We start from the raw sequence: 17,695 nt of genomic DNA, 5'->3' as shown, positions 1-17,695 counted from the left end.
CCTTTGATTGAGTCATCTTATATTGGCAAGATTCTCATGACCATGATACTAAATGATGCTCATTACAGAACAATTGTTGCTGAAAACTGTGGCACTAGAGTGATGAGTAGTAATGAGCTAAAAGTCGACTATGTAGCGGGAATGCTATGCTTCAACACTGATGTTGAATTGGTCATTGTAAGTGAGAGGCATATTGCAATGAAATGCGAATGGGTGTCGCTTACCCTCGTTGTAGAAATAGAGATAAATTATTAGACGGACAGGCTCGTGACGACTTGAAGAATGGAAATGTTAAAATTGTTTTAAAACATGGGATTATATCTCCACCTCCAGCACCTTATTTGCTTCACCATTTGATGTTACATATAAGGTAGTCATTTTTTATTCTTTTCGTTAGGCTATTGTGCGACTTAGTACTGAAATTCTTTAAATTTTGGGTATGATGTGAAGAGTAACCGAATCATCTTATTGTTAATAAACAGGTGCAAAGTGTCTTATGACTGATCTTGAGCAACAGGTTTTTACTCAAGTTAGAGCTATTATAGCGAATGAAGAGCAAGTGATTGGCCGCCGAGGGATTTTAATTCCACTCAAAAAAGCGATCCTTGCTGAAGGCGACATTCGTAACGTGATCGACATCATCTCGAGTGACCCCGCATTGGCGGCGCACATGCTAATGCGCAGCAATTCCGCACAGGCATCAGGGGTGATTAACCCTAAGACTCGCTCCTTGAAAGAAGCTTTAGTCCGCTTAGGTCAAGTGAATATCTATCGCTATGCCTTTACGTTTTATCTGCAAGAGCGTCTCGATGAGCTGCCACAGCCCTATAAAAAGTTGGTCCAAGGTTATTGGAAGTTGACTGAAGATATTGCAACGGATGCGGTGGACAGTTTAGCGGATATGGAAGGCGTCGAGGTTGATGCTGATGAAGTGCAAACCTTGGCCCTGTTCAGTGTGTTCGGCCAAATTATCGCGCTCACGGCCTTTGCGTATTTAAATGCTAATGCCGAACAATCATTCCCTTTAAGCGTAATTAAGTCATTGATTGATAATCAACAGCAGACATTGACGATAGAATCATTCGAAGCGTTAGATCTCGATCAGGACTTGCGTCAAGAGTTTATGATTGCCCATAATTTGCGTCAGACCCGTAATTCGAATTCCCCTGGTTTAATCCTGCGCCGCGTATTGTCTATGCGTGGTCTATTGATGAATCCGCTGTAATATTTAGATGCGACAAATAACGGTTTGAACGAATAAAATAACTATTTAATTCAATAAAAAAAGCCTGCATTCGCAGGCTTTTTTGTTAGGTTTCACCTGTGTTAATTTGTCTTCTGCTGGCGGGATAAACCTTCACTCGCCACCAGTTGTAACCAATTTTGGATCAAGGCTGAGTTGGCGCTATGGCGGCGATAGGCGCCAAACAAAGGGCGTTTCAAGCCTTCTTGCCCGAGCTTCACTGTGGTAAGGCTTAGGCCATGCCCTTCATTTATCGACCAATTTGGCAGCGCGGCTATACCGTCTTTACAGGCGATGCGTTGCAGTAACATCATGGTTAAATCACAGGTTTTCTGCTCACCCGCTTCTATGCCTGCGGGCTCTAAAAAGTGGCGATAGATGTCTAAACGCGTCAGTGGTACGGGATAACTGATAATAGGCAAGTGTGCTAATTGCTTAGGGGTGACATAGGCTTCTTTCGCTAAAGGATGATCCTTAGCAACTACTAACTTTACTTCAAAATCAAACAAATGCTGATAAGCAAGTGAATGCCCAGGCACAGGATCTGAGGTCAGCACTATATCCAGTTCACCCATTTCCAAGGCATTGAGTGAGTCGAACAAGTGACGGCTCGACAAGTCTAACTCGGCTTGGGGATAGTCTTGTCTAAATTGCTCCATCACAGGCATTAACCAGCGAAAACAGCTGTGGCACTCAATGCCTACCCGCAACTGATTGGTTTCGGTTTCAAGGCCATTCTTAAGATCTGTCTCGGTTTCTAACACCTTAGGCAAAATCTCTTCCGCGAGATGAAGCAGGCGTGCACCTTCTTGGGTGAATGACAGCGGCTTACTCTTACGCACAAAAATAGGCGAGTTAATCCTTTGCTCCAACTCCTTAATTTGGTGGGAGAGTGCGGATTGAGTGACAAAACGTTTTTTGGCTGCGCCCGCCAAACTGCCACTTTCCTTCAGGGCCATTAAGGTTCGCAGATGTCTTAGTTCGATCATGTTCACTCCAGGTGAAATTCGCTCATGTTGTGCTTGAAATCAATTCGGTTGCTGGAATAGAGACTAACACAATAAACGTCTAGACGTCCAGACGCCCATTGTTATTTATCAAGGCGGAAATGCTGAAAAGTGCCAAGAGAACACAATCTGGTGGGTGCAAGTGCCGAATTTGGCTTATCTCAAATAAAGGAAGATAGGGTATGCAATTAAATAGTCTTGGGTTTCCCCGTATCGGGCGTCGACGTGAATTGAAATTTGCTTTAGAAAAATACTGGCGTGGTGAGAGTACTCAAGCCGAATTATGTGAAGTAGCGAGTGAACTGCGCCGTACCCATTGGCAGTGGCAAACCGCAGCGGGCATCGAGCAAGTACCCGTGGGGGATTTTGCCTTTTACGATCAAGTATTAACCCTGAGTGCGACCTTGAATGCCATCCCTGATCGCCACCGCGGCGAAGGCGCTATCGATCTCGATACCTTATTCCGTGTTGCCCGCGGCAGAGCGCCGACAGGCCAAGATGCGCCAGCCTCTGAAATGACCAAGTATTTCAATACTAATTATCATTATTTGGTGCCAGAGCTGACGCAAAACCAAGAGTTTTCGATTGCTTACGAGCAGTTTTTTGATGAAGTCAGCGAAGCGCAAGCGCTAGGCTATAAAGCCAAACCTGTTCTACTCGGTCCAGTCAGTTACTTATACCTTGCTAAAACCGTCGGCCAAGAGTTCGATAAGTTAAGTTTATTACCGAATTTATTAACGGCTTATGCTGATATTCTGGCGCGTTTCGCCGCCCAAGGTGTGGAATGGGTACAGTTAGATGAGCCTGTGCTGGCATTAGAATTAGACCTGCATTGGCAAGCGGCGATGACTAAGACTTATCAAGCATTAAGCACTGCTAACGTTAAGGTTCTCTTAGCGAGTTATTATGGCGGTATTGCGCATCATCAAGCCCTCGTATCTGCCTTGCCTGTTGCTGGTTTGCACTTGGATTTAGTTACGGCGCCAGAACAACTGGTTGTGTTTGCAAATGCGTTGCGCAGTGAGCAAATTTTGTCGGCGGGTGTGGTTAATGGCCGTAACGTGTGGGCGGCGGATATCGATTTGATTGCCGAGCGTATTGGCGCTGTGGCGCGTGATTTAGGCGATCGTCTGTGGATTGGCACATCATGTTCATTGCTGCACAGCCCAGTCGATTTAGATGTTGAAGTCAAACTATTACCTGTGCTGCGTAAGCAGTTAGCCTTTGCTAAGCAGAAACTGTTGGAATTGAGCAAAATTCGCCAATTATTGTTGGCGCCTAATTCGGATGAAGCACAAAAAATCAGTGCTTTTTGTATCGCTCGTCGTCAAGCCAAAGCACAGGCTGCGGATAAGCAAGTGATTGAGCGTGTTGCGGCATTAACCACTGCGGATTACGAGCGTGTCAGTGATTTCAGCGTACGCCAAAGCGTGCAGCAGCAAAAATACCGTTTACCCCTGTTACCCACTACGACCATAGGTTCGTTCCCGCAAACACCCGCTATTCGAGGATTACGCAGCCGCTGGCGTAAGGGCGAGATAAGTGATGCTCAGTATACTGAGCAGTTACAGCAAGTGACCCGCGATACTATCGAACGCCAACTAAAACTGGGTATCGACGTACTCGTGCACGGTGAAGCCGAACGTAACGACATGGTGGAATACTTTGGCGAGCAGTTAGCTGGCGTTGGTTTTAGTAAAAATGGCTGGGTACAAAGTTATGGCTCACGTTGTGTTAAGCCACCCTTGATTTACGGCGATGTGAGTCGTCCAAAAGCTATGACAGTCGAGTGGGCTGAGTTTGCCCAGAGTCTTACCGACAAGCCCGTAAAAGGCATGTTGACGGGGCCTGTGACAATTCTGCATTGGTCATTCGCCCGTGAAGATATCAGCCGCGATGCGATTGCGACACAACTGGCGCTGGCGATTCGTGATGAAGTGGTCGATTTACAAAATGCGGGGATTGGCATTATTCAAATTGATGAACCTGCCTTCCGTGAAGGTTTGCCATTGAAACAAAGTAAGTGGCAAACCTATTTAGATTGGGCGGTGAATGCCTTTAAACTCAGCGCTGCTGGCGTGACTGATGAGACTCAAATCCACACCCACATGTGTTACAGCGAGTTTAACGACACGATTGCCGCGATTGCTGCCATGGATGCAGATGTGATCACAATCGAGACGTCGCGTTCGCGGATGGAGTTACTCAACGCCTTTGAAGATTTTGAATATCCCAATGAAATCGGCCCCGGTGTGTATGACATCCACTCACCAAACATTCCAAGTGTGGAGGCCATGGTGCAGTTAATCGAGAAAGCCGCGCAGAAAGTCCCCGTGCGTCAATTATGGGTCAACCCAGATTGTGGCCTAAAAACCCGAACTTGGGATGAAGTCGAACCTGCATTGAAAAACATGGTTGATGCAACCCGCGTACTGCGTCGTCGTCTTGGCTAATATCACTGCTCGAGTGAGAGTTTTTAACTGAACTTATTGAGCTTACTCAGTAAAAAGACACCGGATGTTTATGCCTCCGGTGTCTTTTATTCGCTGCGAATAAGGGAAGCGCCACTGTCTATTGGCAATGTTTAATATCAAGGTTCAATAGACGTACAGAGCGAATAACGATTCTTAGTTTAGGCTAATTAACCAGTAGTAAGCTATTGATAACCTTGTTAGATGTTAAGCATCTCGTGGTAAGCCTTTTTTGATGATACGCACCATGCGTTCAGTCTTGCGGCGTGCTTTTTGTTGTTCAGTTGCGGCGGTGTCGGCAAGGCGCGATTGCTGAGCATTGAGCGCCCATTCGATATGTTCACGCACTATCTCATCGATATCGTCACTGTCATTGCGGGCGTTAAGTGCGGCAATAATGCTTGGGCTTGCGGGGGCGTTACCCAGCGCGACTGCGATATTACGTAGCCAGCGTTTATGACCAATTCGGCGAATGGCGCTGCCTTCGGTTTGCTTTAGAAATTCGGCCTCGCTCCAAGCAAAAAGGCTGAGAAGGTCGGGCTGTTTTAACTGGGGACGAATATGGAAGTCGGTTTCGGCTGTGAGTGGCGCTTGGCGATTGATGGGGCACACGAGCTGACAATCATCGCAGCCATAGATGCGATTGCCCATAAGTGGCCTAAATTCTTCAGGAATAGCGCCTTGCAGCTCGATGGTGAGATAGGAAATACAGCGTCTGCCATCGACCACATAAGGTTCTACGATTGCACCTGTTGGGCAGGAGGTGATGCAGGCGACGCAACTGTTACAGCCTTCTTGGATTGGAATATCCACAGGCAGAGGCAAATTGATCAGTAGCTCACCTAAAAAGAACCAACTACCCGCCTCATGGTTGAGTATGAGTGAGTGTTTACCTGTCCAACCTATACCGGCTTTTTCGGCTAATGGGCGCTCGAGTACTGGCGCTGAGTCGACGAAGGGACGGAAATCGGCGGCATCGAAACCGAGCGCAACTAACTCTGCACTGATTTGATCTCCCAGTTTTTTAAGCCGAGCGCGGATCAACTTGTGATAGTCGCGGCCACCCGCATAACGGGAGATATAACCTAAGTTGGGATCGGTGAGATTTGTGGCAAAGCCTGCTTCGGGTGGTAAATAGTCCATCCGTACGGATATCACTCGCACTGTGCCCGGATGCAATTCTTGCGGGCGAGCGCGCATCATCCCGTGGGTGGCCATATACGCCATTTCGCCATGAAACCCTTTGTCTAGCCATGCTTGGAGTTTGGCTTCTTCGGCCGTTAAATCTGTATCGCAAATGCCAACTTGTGCAAATCCGAGTGCTTTTCCCCACGTTTTTATTTGCAACGCGAGCCGCGACAGCGTGCTGGCATAGGATTGGTTGGGGATTTGATTGGCTAAAGTCGACATGGATTCATTGCAGTGAGGCTCTTGGCTAGGTGGCAATATGATAGCAAGTTTTCACTTGTTACGGACGAGTTTACTCAGTGAGCATGAATGAGAGGCTATTTTCTTTGGGCATATGTTTATTTGCAGCAGGGATTGAGTCTATGATTAGGTTTAATGTTTCCCGTTTGGTATCCGTATGCTGAGTGCGTTTCCCCTTAGGGCGTGTTTTCTTGCGATGAGCTTATTAGGCCTGATGCCTAATCTTGTTTTTGCGGTACCTGATAAGTTGAAATTGGTGACCGAAGCTTGGCCTCCAATGAGTTACGAGCAAGATGGCGTTCCCCAAGGTTTTGCGGTGGACTTAGTCAATATCTTGCAATCGAGACTGGGCCAGAGTGAAAAAATTGATGTGTTACCTTGGGCACGGGCGTATTCGATTGCCAATACTTCGGCGAATGTCTTACTTTTTGCGACGTCTATTAATGACGAGCGTGAAGATCATTTCGATTTTATCGGCCCGATTGCAACCAGCAAAATTGCTTTGTATGCGAGGGCGGCAGATCCCATTGCACTCGATCAACTTGCCGAACTTCAATCTAAAGATATTGTGGGGGTTTATCGAGAATCTGCTGGGGCGCAGCTGTTACAACAAGCCGGTGTGGATAACTTGCTGGTGGCGAGTTTTCCGCAGCAATCGGCTAAGCAATTACTGTTCTCTCGAATTCGTTTCTGGTGCCAAGCGGATCTTGCGGTTAAGCAGATACTTGAAGAAGTGGGCGCAAGTGAGGCAGATATACGCCAAGTGTATGTCGTATCTGAGATTAATCTCTATTTAGCCTTTTCTAAAGGGACGTCGGCGGCTACGGTCACGAGTTGGCAAACAGAGCTTGAGAAAATGAAAGACTCAGGGGAGTTTAGTCGTTTATATCAGACATGGTTTGGCGCTTTGCCACCGCCCTTACAGCATCAAGTGTTTTGGCATAAAAGCGTTTAATTCTCGCACGTAGCCTCATTTTTGGCAGCTTTAACACAATTCCTTCCCGCATTTTTAGCCTCATAAAGGGCATCGTCGGCACGTTTCAGTAGGCTGGCAAAGTCTCTGTCTTGATAAGTATTTTCAGTATTTGGTTGCGGCGCTAAGGTTGCGACTCCTGCGCTAACGGTCAATTTGAGTTCAGTGGGTAAATCCTCTGCGCCTAGGCGGCTAATATGAGCTTGCAACTGATGGGCAAGTTCACAAGCACGTTCAGCATCCGTGTTGGGTAAGAGAATTAAAAACTCTTCACCACCGATACGGCCAATAAGATCTTTATTACCCGTTAGGGCTTTACCTGCGCTTGCGATCGTCAGTAAGGCGCGATCGCCCAGTTCATGGCCGAAGTTATCGTTAATTTTCTTGAAGTGGTCCGCATCAAAGATAATCACCGAAAAAGGGCTTTGTTGTTTTAAGGCTTGCTGAAAATACTGCGCGGCTTGGGCATAAATATGCCGACGATTAGGGAGTTTGGTGAGGTAATCCGTAAGGGCAATGACCTGCAGCTGGCGATTTCTCTGTACTTGTTTATACGCAAATATCGACACTATTGTCAGGATAAAGCCCGTCAATAATAAAATAATGTGTTGTAATGATTTATTCTTCTCGAGTAGCGCGAGTTCTTGTTCTTTAAGGTTTTGGTTTTCAATCAAGCGCTGATTTTCAGATTCAATCCTAGTGGTATCAAACTTCACTTTTAATTCTGTGGTTTGATGGGAGAAGGAGTTGTCGTCGATCTTTTTGGTGAGGGCTACAAATTCCTGCAATGCGCCATAGGCCGCAGGTAAATTATTCATGGCCGCATAGACGTCACTTTTTAGCTGTAATAGTTGAGTGAGTCCCCGATCATTTTGCAGGGTTCGAAAGGCTTTTTCCCCTTGTTCGAGTTCGGTAAGCGCTTCTTTATAACGTGCTTGCTGAAACTTGATATTGCCCATAAAGAGCTTCATAAAGCTATAAGCGGCATGATCTTTTTCGTTAATCACAGCAGCGGCTTCAGTTAAATATTTTTCCGCTTCATTAAGACGATGGAGTTTGATTAAGCTAAAGGCAATATCCGTCGCCATAGTGGCGGCCACTTTTTCCAGCTGATGTTCCTTAAAGTATTGGTAGCTTAGCAAGAAGTTATCTATGGCCTGTTGATGTTCACCCAGTTCATCTAAGGCAAGGCCTATCTCTGAGGTGACATTCATTGCCTGTTCTTGGTTATTGTTCTTTAAATAAACTGCTTTGAGTTTAGTGTAATAACGGATCGCACTTTGGGGATCGCCATAACGTCTAAAGCTGGTGGCCATATCGGCAAGATTGATGTTAGCCCAGCCGGTTAAATTCAGTGACTCGTAGAGATCTTGCGCTGTTATGAGGTCGTCTAATGCGGCAGAAAAATCGCCAATATAGGAATACAGGGCGCCGCGAAGGCTACGTGAGTCGGCAATTAGTTTAAGATCTTCATGCTCATAGGCACGCTTAACGCTGAGGTTATAACCTTCCATCGCGCTATCTACATCACCATTTAACTGCAAAAACCAAGAATGACAAAGCATGAGGTCGGTGATGAAATGCGGATAGGCGGTCGGCGGAATATTGGTCAGTGTTTGACTCGTATTTTTAACAGCTAGTGCTATGTCAGTATCCGTTTCGGCACTTTGATTCCAGCATTTAAGTAGCTGCAGCTTTTCATTGCGGGGGATATCATCGGTTGCAATCAGCTTGCTCAATAGCGTTAGATTACTCGTGAGCGCTTCGCGGGTCATGGGTTCACCGCTCTCAAATCTTTCAAATATCTTATCAACCTGAGTTTTTTCTTCTGCCATAGCCTGACTGAGCGGCAGTAGAAGCAGCCAAAAGGTAAGTGATAAAGATATAAGTGGACGTAGCAAAAAAGGTTTCCTGTTCGCATTGAAATCAATAGCTAATAGTGAGCTTAGCATAACTTGTTTGTTCATTTTGAATATAGATGCATAGCAATTTTGCATTCAGCTAGCTATCAAGGTATAAACTTCGCCTTGGAAATCATCCTAAAAAGGAATCACCCTTGAAAAAATTACTTTGTGCTGCCCTACTCATGATGAGCGGCGCGAGCTGGGCGGGCTCAGATTTAGAAACCTCGGGCGATGTATTGCATCTATTGCTCCCCGCAACGGCAATGGGCGCGACATTATTCTATGAAGACGGTTACGACGGCAGTTGGCAGTTAATTCAGGCGGCAGTATCGAGTCGATTAATTGTTGAAGGCCTAAAATATGGTGTGAGCAAAGACAGACCCGACGGTAGTGGCGACGATTCGTTCCCATCGGGTCATACTTCAGATAGCTTTATGGCGGCGACGTTTATTCAGCAGCGTTATGGCTGGCAATATGGTTTACCCGCCTATGTCGCTGCATCGTATGTTGGCTATACCCGAGTGGCGAGCGACCAACATTACCTAGAAGATGTGTTAGCGGGTGCTGCAATTGGTGCGCTAGCGGGTTGGTATTTTACTCAGCCCTATGAAGGTATTACTGTCACACCAATAGCGGGTAACGGCGTTTATGGTTTATATGTGAGTGGCCAGTTTTAAGTCTATTTTTTGAATGAATGTTAATCGAGATTTTTTATGAGTGAATTATCAGCTGTTTACCGTGAAACTGCCGAGCAGATTTCTTACAATGTTGCGAATAAAGTGCTGCCAATGGCAAAACTTCCGGATGGATTATTGGCTGCATATCAAAGCCTGTGCGCTGAACTGTTGGAAGACAGAGAGGGCAAATTTAGCCAAGCTTGGGCATCTTTGCCTGCTAGCGCGCGTAATCTTATGGAGCAAGCCGCATTCCACGGTTTTTATATTGCGAATGCTTGGTTGCAGTTGAGCCGTGTTGCCCAAGAGATTTCTGAGCAGGCCGATACCGATGGTGAAATCCAAGAGCAAGAATATAACGGTATCTTCACCCGTTTAGCCGATGAGTCGCTCAAAGAAAGTCTACGCAAATTGAAAAAAGCACGTACCGATCGCTCTATGCTCAATAGCTTTAAACAGGTGATGGCGCCTTAGTTTTTATTGAAATAAGCGCTGAGTCTGAAAATCCAAAAGCCCGTCACTTTGCAGTGACGGGCTTTTTGCTGGCACAAACCCTTAGCTAAAGCTGCGTTGCCACGACTTAAGTCGCGTCAACGTTATACTTAGAACGAAGTGCGTTTGTAGCGGCGATATTCTGGACTCCAGAAATTGCCTTCAATTGATTGTTGTAAGATTTCATCGCTCATTGGCAGCGTTAACCCTTGTTCAACTGCGACTTTACCTACGGCGAAAGCGATGTGTTTACTGACTGCGTGGATATCTTCGAGTTTAGGTAACAATGGGCCGCTACCGTCGATTGCCAGTGGCGAGCATTCTGCAAGTGCGCGGCTTGAGGCCATTAACATGGCATCGGAAACGTGGCGGGCACCAGAGGCTAAAACACCTAAGCCAATACCTGGGAAGATAAAGCTGTTGTTACACTGGGCAATCTCATAGGTTTCACCATCGACCACAACGGGCTCGAACGGACTACCCGTGGCGACGAGTGCTTGACCTGAGGTCCAATGCAAAATGTCCTTTGGCGTCGCTTCAACACGGCTGGTTGGGTTCGACAGTGGGAAAATAATCGGGCGGGCACAATGGCTGTGCATAGCGCGAATAATTTCTTCGGTGAATAGACCCGGTACGCCGGACACGCCAATCAGCACGGTTGGCTTAGCGTTGTTAACCACATCCAATAACGAAATATTGTCGCTGAAATTACTCCAGTTTTGGATATTGGTGCATTTCTGCGCCAATTTTTGCTGGAATGGCAACAGGTTAGGCATGTTGTCTAGCAATAAGCCCCAACGGTCAACCATACATACTTGCGTGCGAGCTTGCTCGTCGCTGATCCCTTCGGACACCATTTGCGCCACGATAGCTTCGGCGATACCGCAACCCGCGCTACCCGCACCAAGGAAGGCAATACGTTGTTGATTTAATTCAGTACCTGCAGCTTTACAAGCGGCCAGTAGTGAACCGACGGCAACGGCGGCGGTACCTTGAATATCATCGTTAAAGCAGCAATAGCGATCTTTATAACGCTCTAAGATCGGCATGGCGTTCTTTTGGGCAAAGTCTTCGAACTGGATCAAAGTGTCTGGCCAACGCACATGTACGGCTTGCATAAAGGCTTCGATAAACTCGGCGTATTCTTCGCCACCGATGCGCGGATGGCGCCAGCCCATATACATAGGATCTTCTAATAACTGCGGATTATCTGTGCCTACGTCTAATGTAATAGGCAGAGTATAAGCCGGACTGATGCCACCACAGCTAGTGTAGAGTGACAGCTTACCAATAGGTATCCCCATGCCGCCAATACCTTGATCGCCAAGACCTAAAATACGTTCACCGTCGGTAACAACGATGATTTTAACTTTTTGGCGAGTCGAGTTATTGAGAATGTCATCGATCCTATCTTTGTTCGGATAGGAGATAAACAAACCACGGTTGCGGCGGTAGTTTTTCGAGAAACGTTCACAAGCTAAACCTACCGTCGGCGTATAGATGATGGGCATCATCTCGCTGATATTATTTTGCACTAAACGATAAAATAAGGTCTCGTTAGTGTCTTGGATATTACGTAGGTAAATATGCTTGTCTAAGTCGTTGTTGAAACTTCTAAATTGATCGTAGGCGCGGGAAGCCTGCTCCTCAATTGTTTCAATGGCATAGGGAACTAAGCCTTCGAGGTTAAAGAAAATACGCTCTTCTTCAGAAAATGCACTGCCCTTGTTAATAAGCGGGGCTTCAAGAATGGCAGGTCCTGCAAACGGAAGATAGAGGGGGCGTTTATTATCGTCCATGGGTAACCTTTTGAGTTATTGTTTAAGTGGTCAATACGTGCTGTAAGTCACGTAAGGTTATCATGAAATGTGATCTTTGTTGTCCGTGGAACGAGGTATTTGTGGTTTTTTTTGCAGCAGTAAAAAAGTCAGCTGTTTTAAACAGGATTTATGAGGTACTTCAGATGGAATTGTTATGCTGTTGTTTATGCCTAAGCAACTTTAGGTATAGCTTAAATTGGATATAAAAAACGCAGCCTAAGCTGCGTTTGATGTGACAAACTTATGTTTTGCGTTATTCACCGCGATACTTAAGTGATAAGCCGCGAATAAAGTTACGCAGGATTTGATCGCCACACTCTTTAAAATTCTTATGATCCGGATTGCGGAACAGCGCGCTCAGTTCTGATTTTGACATTTGCACTTCGGCTAGAGCCAAGGCTGCAACTATGTCTTCTTCACGCATTTCGAGGGCAACTCTGAGTTTTTTGAAGATTAAGTTATTGTTTAAACGCGATACTGGCGCTGGGATTTCTGCACCTTCACGTAGGCCACGCTTTTCGATGATAAGGCCGTCTAGGAACTGACATAAAGTGGTGTCATTACAGGCTTTGTAACCTTCTTCCTCTTCTTTGTGCAGCAGAGCAATGATCTCTTCTGTTGGCACTTCTCTTCCAGCTTTGGCAAAAATTTTAATCATTTTGGCATTGTTGAAATCAAACACGAAGCGCAAACGGCGCAAAATATCATTATTAATCATGGTCATCTCTTGGCGCGGCTGCGCTGTCTGGTTTAAGAGGCGGTATTATATACCCAAACCGCCTCAAAAGCAGAATTTAGCAGGAATTTAACGCTGCGTAGCGAATGCTATTTATGACTCTGACATAAATAGCATTGATACCATTCTGGCAATTAGCTTTTAATGACGTTGTACCAATAGATAAACAGTGCCGCGAAAATCAGCAGATAACTTATGCCCAACCAAGAGAGTAGCTTCATCTTAGTGCCATAACTATCGGCTTCGGGGAGCTGTTTGCTGGTCATTAAGCGGTAGTTTAACCAAGCAAAAATGACAGTGGTCATAAAGGCCAAAATCATCACAAACTCAAGTAGCGGCAACAGTGCGCCTTTAAAGAAGAGGATCAGCAATAAGCCAAAGGCACTGATGGCGAGCATGATCCCTGTGAGGCGTTTGTCTGAACTGGCCTTTGAGGTGAGTAATTGCCAGCCCATATCTAAGGTGCGGCTGTAGCCATCGATAACGGTTACTGTGGTGCTAAAAATACAGAGAAAAGCCACAATCCCAATAAGATAACGACTTTCACCACCCATCACTTGGCTGTAAAGGTTGATCAATTGATTAGCAAATTGTGCGCCTGAATCAGAAAAGTGCTTACCACTGCCGTGCATCACTAAGGCGCCCAAGGACAGAAACACGATCGCGAGGATCGCGGTGATGATATAGCCTAAGTTAAAGTCGAGCAGCGCCTGCGCTTTTGTGACCGTCTGGCTTTTTTGTTTTTCGAGCAACCAGAGGGAGTTCCAAGCGCTCACTTCAATTGGTGCCGGCATCCAGCCCATCATGGCGACCAAAAATCCCACATGGGCCCATTGCCAAGGTGAGGGAGAGACAAAATTGCTCGCTAATGGCTGAGCATGATCCCAAGCTAAGGTCACGGCAATTAAGGTGGTTAGGGTTAGGGCGAACATGATGATCTTAGTGAGTCTATCGAGTAGTTGATAATGGCCTAAAATCAGCAAAGCCAAAGAACTCAGCAATACCAGCAGGGCTAACCAATCGATGGGAAGCGGAATAAATTGGGTCAACATAGCGGCGGTGAGCATGCAAACACCCGCAGTGCTGGCGACGGCGGCGATCACATTCAGTCCAGTAAATAGCAGCAAATAACCTCGGCCCTGTTTGAAGTAACCGTGCAGTAAACTCTCCCCTGTGGCGGCGGTGTAGCGTGCGCCAGCGGCAAAGAAGGGATACTTAAGTAAATTCACCCCTAAAATGACCCAAGCCAATTGCCAGCCAAATTCGGCGCCCGCCCGAGTCGAGGCGACTAAATGCGATGCGCCAATCGCCGCTGCGGCCATAAGCACACCGGGCCCCATAGCTTTAATGCCAAGCGTCAGGTGTGTTATCCAAGAGGATGAAGGGGAGGTTGTCGAGGATTCAGTCATGTCGTTATTAAAAGTACCTGTTGAAAATTAATCTGGGGAATCGAACAAGCCCTTATGTTAAGGCTGCGCTCATGCTAAAGCTGTGCTAACGCTAAGTGAGTGGCTCAACATTAAAGGGAAAGTGATTGAACTGAAAGTCGTTTTATTCAATTTATCTATTTAATTTTTGGCTGAGCAAGGCTTCAATTCGTTTTAGGCTTGCTGCCATCTCGACTACGTTTTGTAATAACGCATCATCAGGTTGTACAGATGGACTCGCTGAATGTGGGCGCTGAGTAAGACGCTCTTTTTGTTCTAATACGCTGGTTCTAAATTGAGGCGCATCAACTATGCCGACTAAGCTTATCAAGGCGCCTGCGCCCGATTGCCCTGCGGTTTCTACCGTGAGTTTATGCAGGCCAAATAGGCGCATAATTGGGCCTTGGATCAATGCCATATCGGTAATTTTGTCCAAAGGTACAGAGTTTTCGGTACGAGTTAATATTCCGCGGCGCACAATCAACTTATTACTGGTGAGCTCGGCACTCATATTGCGAATATAGCGGCGAGTTCCCCACAGCCCGATTGGAAACCAAAGCAATAACAAGGGAATGCCGACTATGCTGAGGCTGAAATAGGCGGCCCCTGAAAGCAACCAATACAAACCTAGATTGGACTCAAACTCTGCTTGATGAATGATCTTGTCTTCCATGTTTCTTCCTTAAATTCTGATATTCAAGTACCACGATTTGTCTCGTTAGTTGAATTTTCTAGTGCCTAGACCTTTTTGATTCTCGCAGAAGGAAAGCATATTGTCTCAACATGTAACAAAAGTTTAACTTTCATTATGATCCCATTGACTTTGGTTTGTAACTCATTACCTTGTGTATTGTTAATTTATGGTTTTCTAATGGTTAATATAATTTTAATAAAATAGATAAAACAAGGGATATGTATGAACAGACCTCAGATTCTACCCAGTGCTTGTGCCATCGCGATTGCTTTAGCATTTGCGCCAACAATAGCCCATGCTGCCGATAAAGGCGCAGAAAAAGTTGAACGTATTGAAGTGACGGGTTCTCGTATTAAACGTACAGATATCGAAGGCCCTTCCCCGATCCAATCGATCAGCAAAGACGATATTGCTAATATGGGATTCGATAACCTACAGCAATTGCTCGAACGTATGCCTGCGAACGGTGCTGGTGCGTTTTCTACCCGTGGTAATAGCCAAGATTCAACTGCCAACGGTGGCGCGTCTATCAGTTTGCGTGGTTTAGGTCCTGATGCGACCTTAGTGTTGATTAACGGTCGTCGGGTTGCTGCGAGTGCTTTTGCTGAAGGTATTACTAATTCTTTCGTTGATATCAATAATATCCCTGTTTCAGCGATCGAACGTATCGACATACTCAAGGACGGTGCATCGGCTATTTATGGCTCTGATGCGATTGCCGGTGTGGTCAACATTATCCTGAAGAAAGACATTGAGGGTATTGAAGTCAATCTCGGCTACGGTGATGCTTCAGGTACGGGTTACGATGAAACCACTGCGAACATGGTTTGGGGGATGAAGTCTGATAAGGGCAGTGCCTCCGTTATTCTCGATTATTTTAAAAATGGTACCTTAGCTGCGACTGATTTAGGCCGTTTCGGCAGTGCAGATCAGACTCCTTATGGCGGTGAGGATTTCCGTTCTTCCCGTGGTTTTCCTGGTTATTTTTATGTTGATGGGGTGAAAACCATAGATCCAGCCTGTCCACCTGATCGGGCGACGCCAAGCGGCAGCTGTGTATTTGATTATGGGCCATATAACCTTGTTATTCCTTCTGCAGAACGAGTGGGAGCTATTGGGCAATTCGAATATCATTTCAATGATGATTTAACTGCTTTCCTTGAATTAGCTGCCCAGCACAACACGTCGGAAGCGGGCGGTGCACCAACACCTCTTGATGAGGATGCAGGCTTAACCGTACCAGGAACTCACCCAAATAACCCTTGGGGGAAAGATATTGAAATTGGTCGCTTCCGCACCGTTGATGCGGGTGCGCGTCGTTGGGATATCGAGTCTGATACTCTTCGTTTAGTCGCAGGTTTGCGTGGCGTAGTTAAAGATTGGGACTGGGAAGCTTCGGTGCAAAAAGGTCGCAGTGAGTCCACTCAAACGGGGGATCGCAGCCAAGGTTGGGTCAGAACCGATTATTTACAACGTGAAATCGATGCGGGTCGCTATAATCCTTTCGGTGGCACCATGAACTCCCAAGATGTCATTGATGACATTACCACTAGTTTAGTGCGCCAAGGTTTGTCAAACATGACTTCCTATGCAGCTAACATTTCAGGTCAAGCATTTACCCTTGCTGGTCGCGATATTATGATGGCGGCTGGAGCTGAATATCGTGAAGAAGATGTCAGCGATGTGCCCGATGAACAGTTCCAACGTGGATTGATTTTTGGTACTGAAGCAGTCTCTGCGGCGGCATCACGTGAGCAATATGCAGCTTATGTTGAATTATCTATTCCGGTAACGGATAACTTCGAGCTACAACTTGCTGGTCGTTATGATCACTATAGTGATTTTGGTTCAACGACTAACCCTAAAGTTGCCTTCCAATGGGGAGTGACTGACGAGATAACGGCGCGTGCTTCTTGGTCTACGGGTTTCCGTGCACCTTCTTTAGCACAAATAGGTCTTGGTCCATCGCGTGAAAGTAGTTTTTTCATTGATACTTACCGCTGCGCTGCTGATAGTGTTGATTGTGAAGCTTTAGATTACAACACTGAATTTGAAGGTAACTCGGAGCTGGATGCTGAGGAATCCGAAACTTGGAACGTCGGTATGATTTGGGCGCCAAGCCAGAAATTCGATGTTGGTTTTGATATCTATAGCATTACACAAGATAACAAAATCGATAAACAGCCGTTAGGCGATATCTATACCGCAAATTGTAATGATCAAAACAGCACTGTATGTGAGCGTTTAGCTCCACAGGTGGGTCAGACTTTAGGTCCAATCAGTATCATCCATTCAAGCTTTATCAACCTAAGCTCACAAGATGTGCAAGGGATGGATGTTTCGAGTCATTATGGCGTTGAGTTGGATAGCTATGGTGATCTGAAATTTGGACTTGAGTACAGTTATTTACATAGTTTCGAAAAAGATGGCCTAGATTACACCGGTGAGTACAAGTTCCCTCAACATCGCTGGTTACTTACTACTAACTGGACTATGGATAACTTTGCCGCCAACATTAATCTGAGTTATATCGGCGAGTTTGAAGATACACCAGATATCAATTTTGATGGCGTCCTCGACTTCGAAAGCAACAAGTCTCGTATGGTTGATGCTCAAATCTTAGTCGACATGTCAGGTACTTATCGCTTCAATGAAATGTTCAAACTGACATTGGGTGTAAACAACGTATTTGACGAAGAGCCACCATTTGCGATCGGTGACGGTGATACCGACCTTTACGGCTATGTTATTTCAGTACATAACCCTATGGGTCGCTACATCTACACTAAACTCACTATGAACTTCTAATATTAAGGCTACGTGCTT

General features: G+C 46.0%; 13 protein-coding genes. 6 read left to right on the top strand and 7 right to left on the bottom strand.

What is annotated here, in order from left to right:
* Positions 1–496 precede the first annotated feature (496 nt).
* Positions 497–1,225 carry an HDOD domain-containing protein gene (locus Q4Q54_RS01485; RefSeq protein ID WP_063883536.1) on the top strand — a complete coding sequence of 243 codons (729 nt, stop codon included), beginning with the start codon at positions 497–499 and terminating at the stop codon, positions 1,223–1,225.
* A gap of 101 nt (positions 1,226–1,326) precedes the next feature.
* Here the strand turns inward: Q4Q54_RS01485 and Q4Q54_RS01480 are convergent, their stop codons facing one another.
* A complete protein-coding gene (locus tag Q4Q54_RS01480) occupies positions 1,327–2,232 on the bottom strand; it encodes a LysR family transcriptional regulator (RefSeq protein ID WP_006080231.1) in 906 nt (301 codons plus the stop codon).
* A gap of 200 nt (positions 2,233–2,432) precedes the next feature.
* On the opposite strand from Q4Q54_RS01480, the gene metE reads away from it, so the two are divergent.
* On the top strand, positions 2,433–4,703 hold the full coding sequence (gene metE / locus Q4Q54_RS01475; protein ID WP_311987370.1) for a 5-methyltetrahydropteroyltriglutamate--homocysteine S-methyltransferase: 2,271 nt from the start codon (positions 2,433–2,435) through the stop codon (positions 4,701–4,703).
* 225 nt (positions 4,704–4,928) lie between these two features.
* Here metE and queG read toward each other — a convergent pair whose 3' ends face one another.
* A complete protein-coding gene (queG, locus tag Q4Q54_RS01470) occupies positions 4,929–6,131 on the bottom strand; it encodes a tRNA epoxyqueuosine(34) reductase QueG (protein WP_311987369.1) in 1,203 nt (400 codons plus the stop codon).
* Positions 6,132–6,306: 175 nt separating this feature from the next.
* Here queG and Q4Q54_RS01465 point away from each other — a divergent pair, with 175 nt between their 5' ends.
* A complete protein-coding gene (locus tag Q4Q54_RS01465; RefSeq protein ID WP_259509681.1) occupies positions 6,307–7,104 on the top strand; it encodes a substrate-binding periplasmic protein in 798 nt (265 codons plus the stop codon).
* On the opposite strand, the gene Q4Q54_RS01460 is transcribed toward Q4Q54_RS01465, so the two are convergent.
* Positions 7,101–9,023: a tetratricopeptide repeat-containing diguanylate cyclase gene (locus tag Q4Q54_RS01460; protein ID WP_311905913.1), complete on the bottom strand. Its 1,923-nt coding sequence runs from the start codon at positions 9,021–9,023 to the stop codon at positions 7,101–7,103. The genes Q4Q54_RS01465 and Q4Q54_RS01460 overlap by 4 nt on opposite strands.
* 155 nt (positions 9,024–9,178) lie before the next feature.
* Between Q4Q54_RS01460 and Q4Q54_RS01455 the strand changes: the two genes are divergently transcribed.
* Entirely contained in the window at positions 9,179–9,703 is a 525-nt protein-coding gene (locus tag Q4Q54_RS01455) for a phosphatase PAP2 family protein (RefSeq protein ID WP_011845810.1), read from the top strand.
* 36 nt (positions 9,704–9,739) lie between these two features.
* Positions 9,740–10,174: a DUF3069 domain-containing protein gene (locus Q4Q54_RS01450; RefSeq protein ID WP_006084096.1), complete on the top strand. Its 435-nt coding sequence runs from the start codon at positions 9,740–9,742 to the stop codon at positions 10,172–10,174.
* A gap of 128 nt (positions 10,175–10,302) precedes the next feature.
* Here the strand turns inward: Q4Q54_RS01450 and Q4Q54_RS01445 are convergent, their stop codons facing one another.
* From Q4Q54_RS01445 to Q4Q54_RS01430, 4 genes are all read right to left on the bottom strand, one after another.
* The gene (locus tag Q4Q54_RS01445; RefSeq protein ID WP_006084095.1) at positions 10,303–11,991 is read right to left on the bottom strand and encodes an NAD-dependent malic enzyme; all 1,689 of its coding nucleotides are present in this window, start codon (positions 11,989–11,991) and stop codon (positions 10,303–10,305) included.
* Between the two features lie 274 nt (positions 11,992–12,265).
* Complete coding sequence (locus Q4Q54_RS01440) at positions 12,266–12,730, bottom strand: DUF1456 family protein (RefSeq protein WP_006080239.1); 465 nt, start codon at positions 12,728–12,730, stop codon at positions 12,266–12,268.
* A 152-nt stretch (positions 12,731–12,882) separates the two neighbouring features.
* Positions 12,883–14,157, bottom strand: a complete 1,275-nt coding sequence (locus tag Q4Q54_RS01435; RefSeq protein ID WP_311905912.1) for a divalent metal cation transporter — start codon at positions 14,155–14,157, stop codon at positions 12,883–12,885.
* 151 nt (positions 14,158–14,308) lie between these two features.
* Entirely contained in the window at positions 14,309–14,848 is a 540-nt protein-coding gene (locus Q4Q54_RS01430) for a PH domain-containing protein (protein ID WP_311905911.1), read from the bottom strand.
* Positions 14,849–15,091: 243 nt separating this feature from the next.
* On the opposite strand from Q4Q54_RS01430, the gene Q4Q54_RS01425 reads away from it, so the two are divergent.
* A complete protein-coding gene (locus Q4Q54_RS01425; RefSeq protein WP_006084091.1) occupies positions 15,092–17,677 on the top strand; it encodes a TonB-dependent receptor in 2,586 nt (861 codons plus the stop codon).
* Positions 17,678–17,695: the final 18 nt, after the last annotated feature.

The organism is Shewanella sp. SP2S2-4 (assembly GCF_031932025.1).
Lineage (GTDB): Bacteria > Pseudomonadota > Gammaproteobacteria > Enterobacterales > Shewanellaceae > Shewanella > Shewanella baltica.
This window is presented reverse-complemented; position numbering and strand designations above follow the sequence as displayed.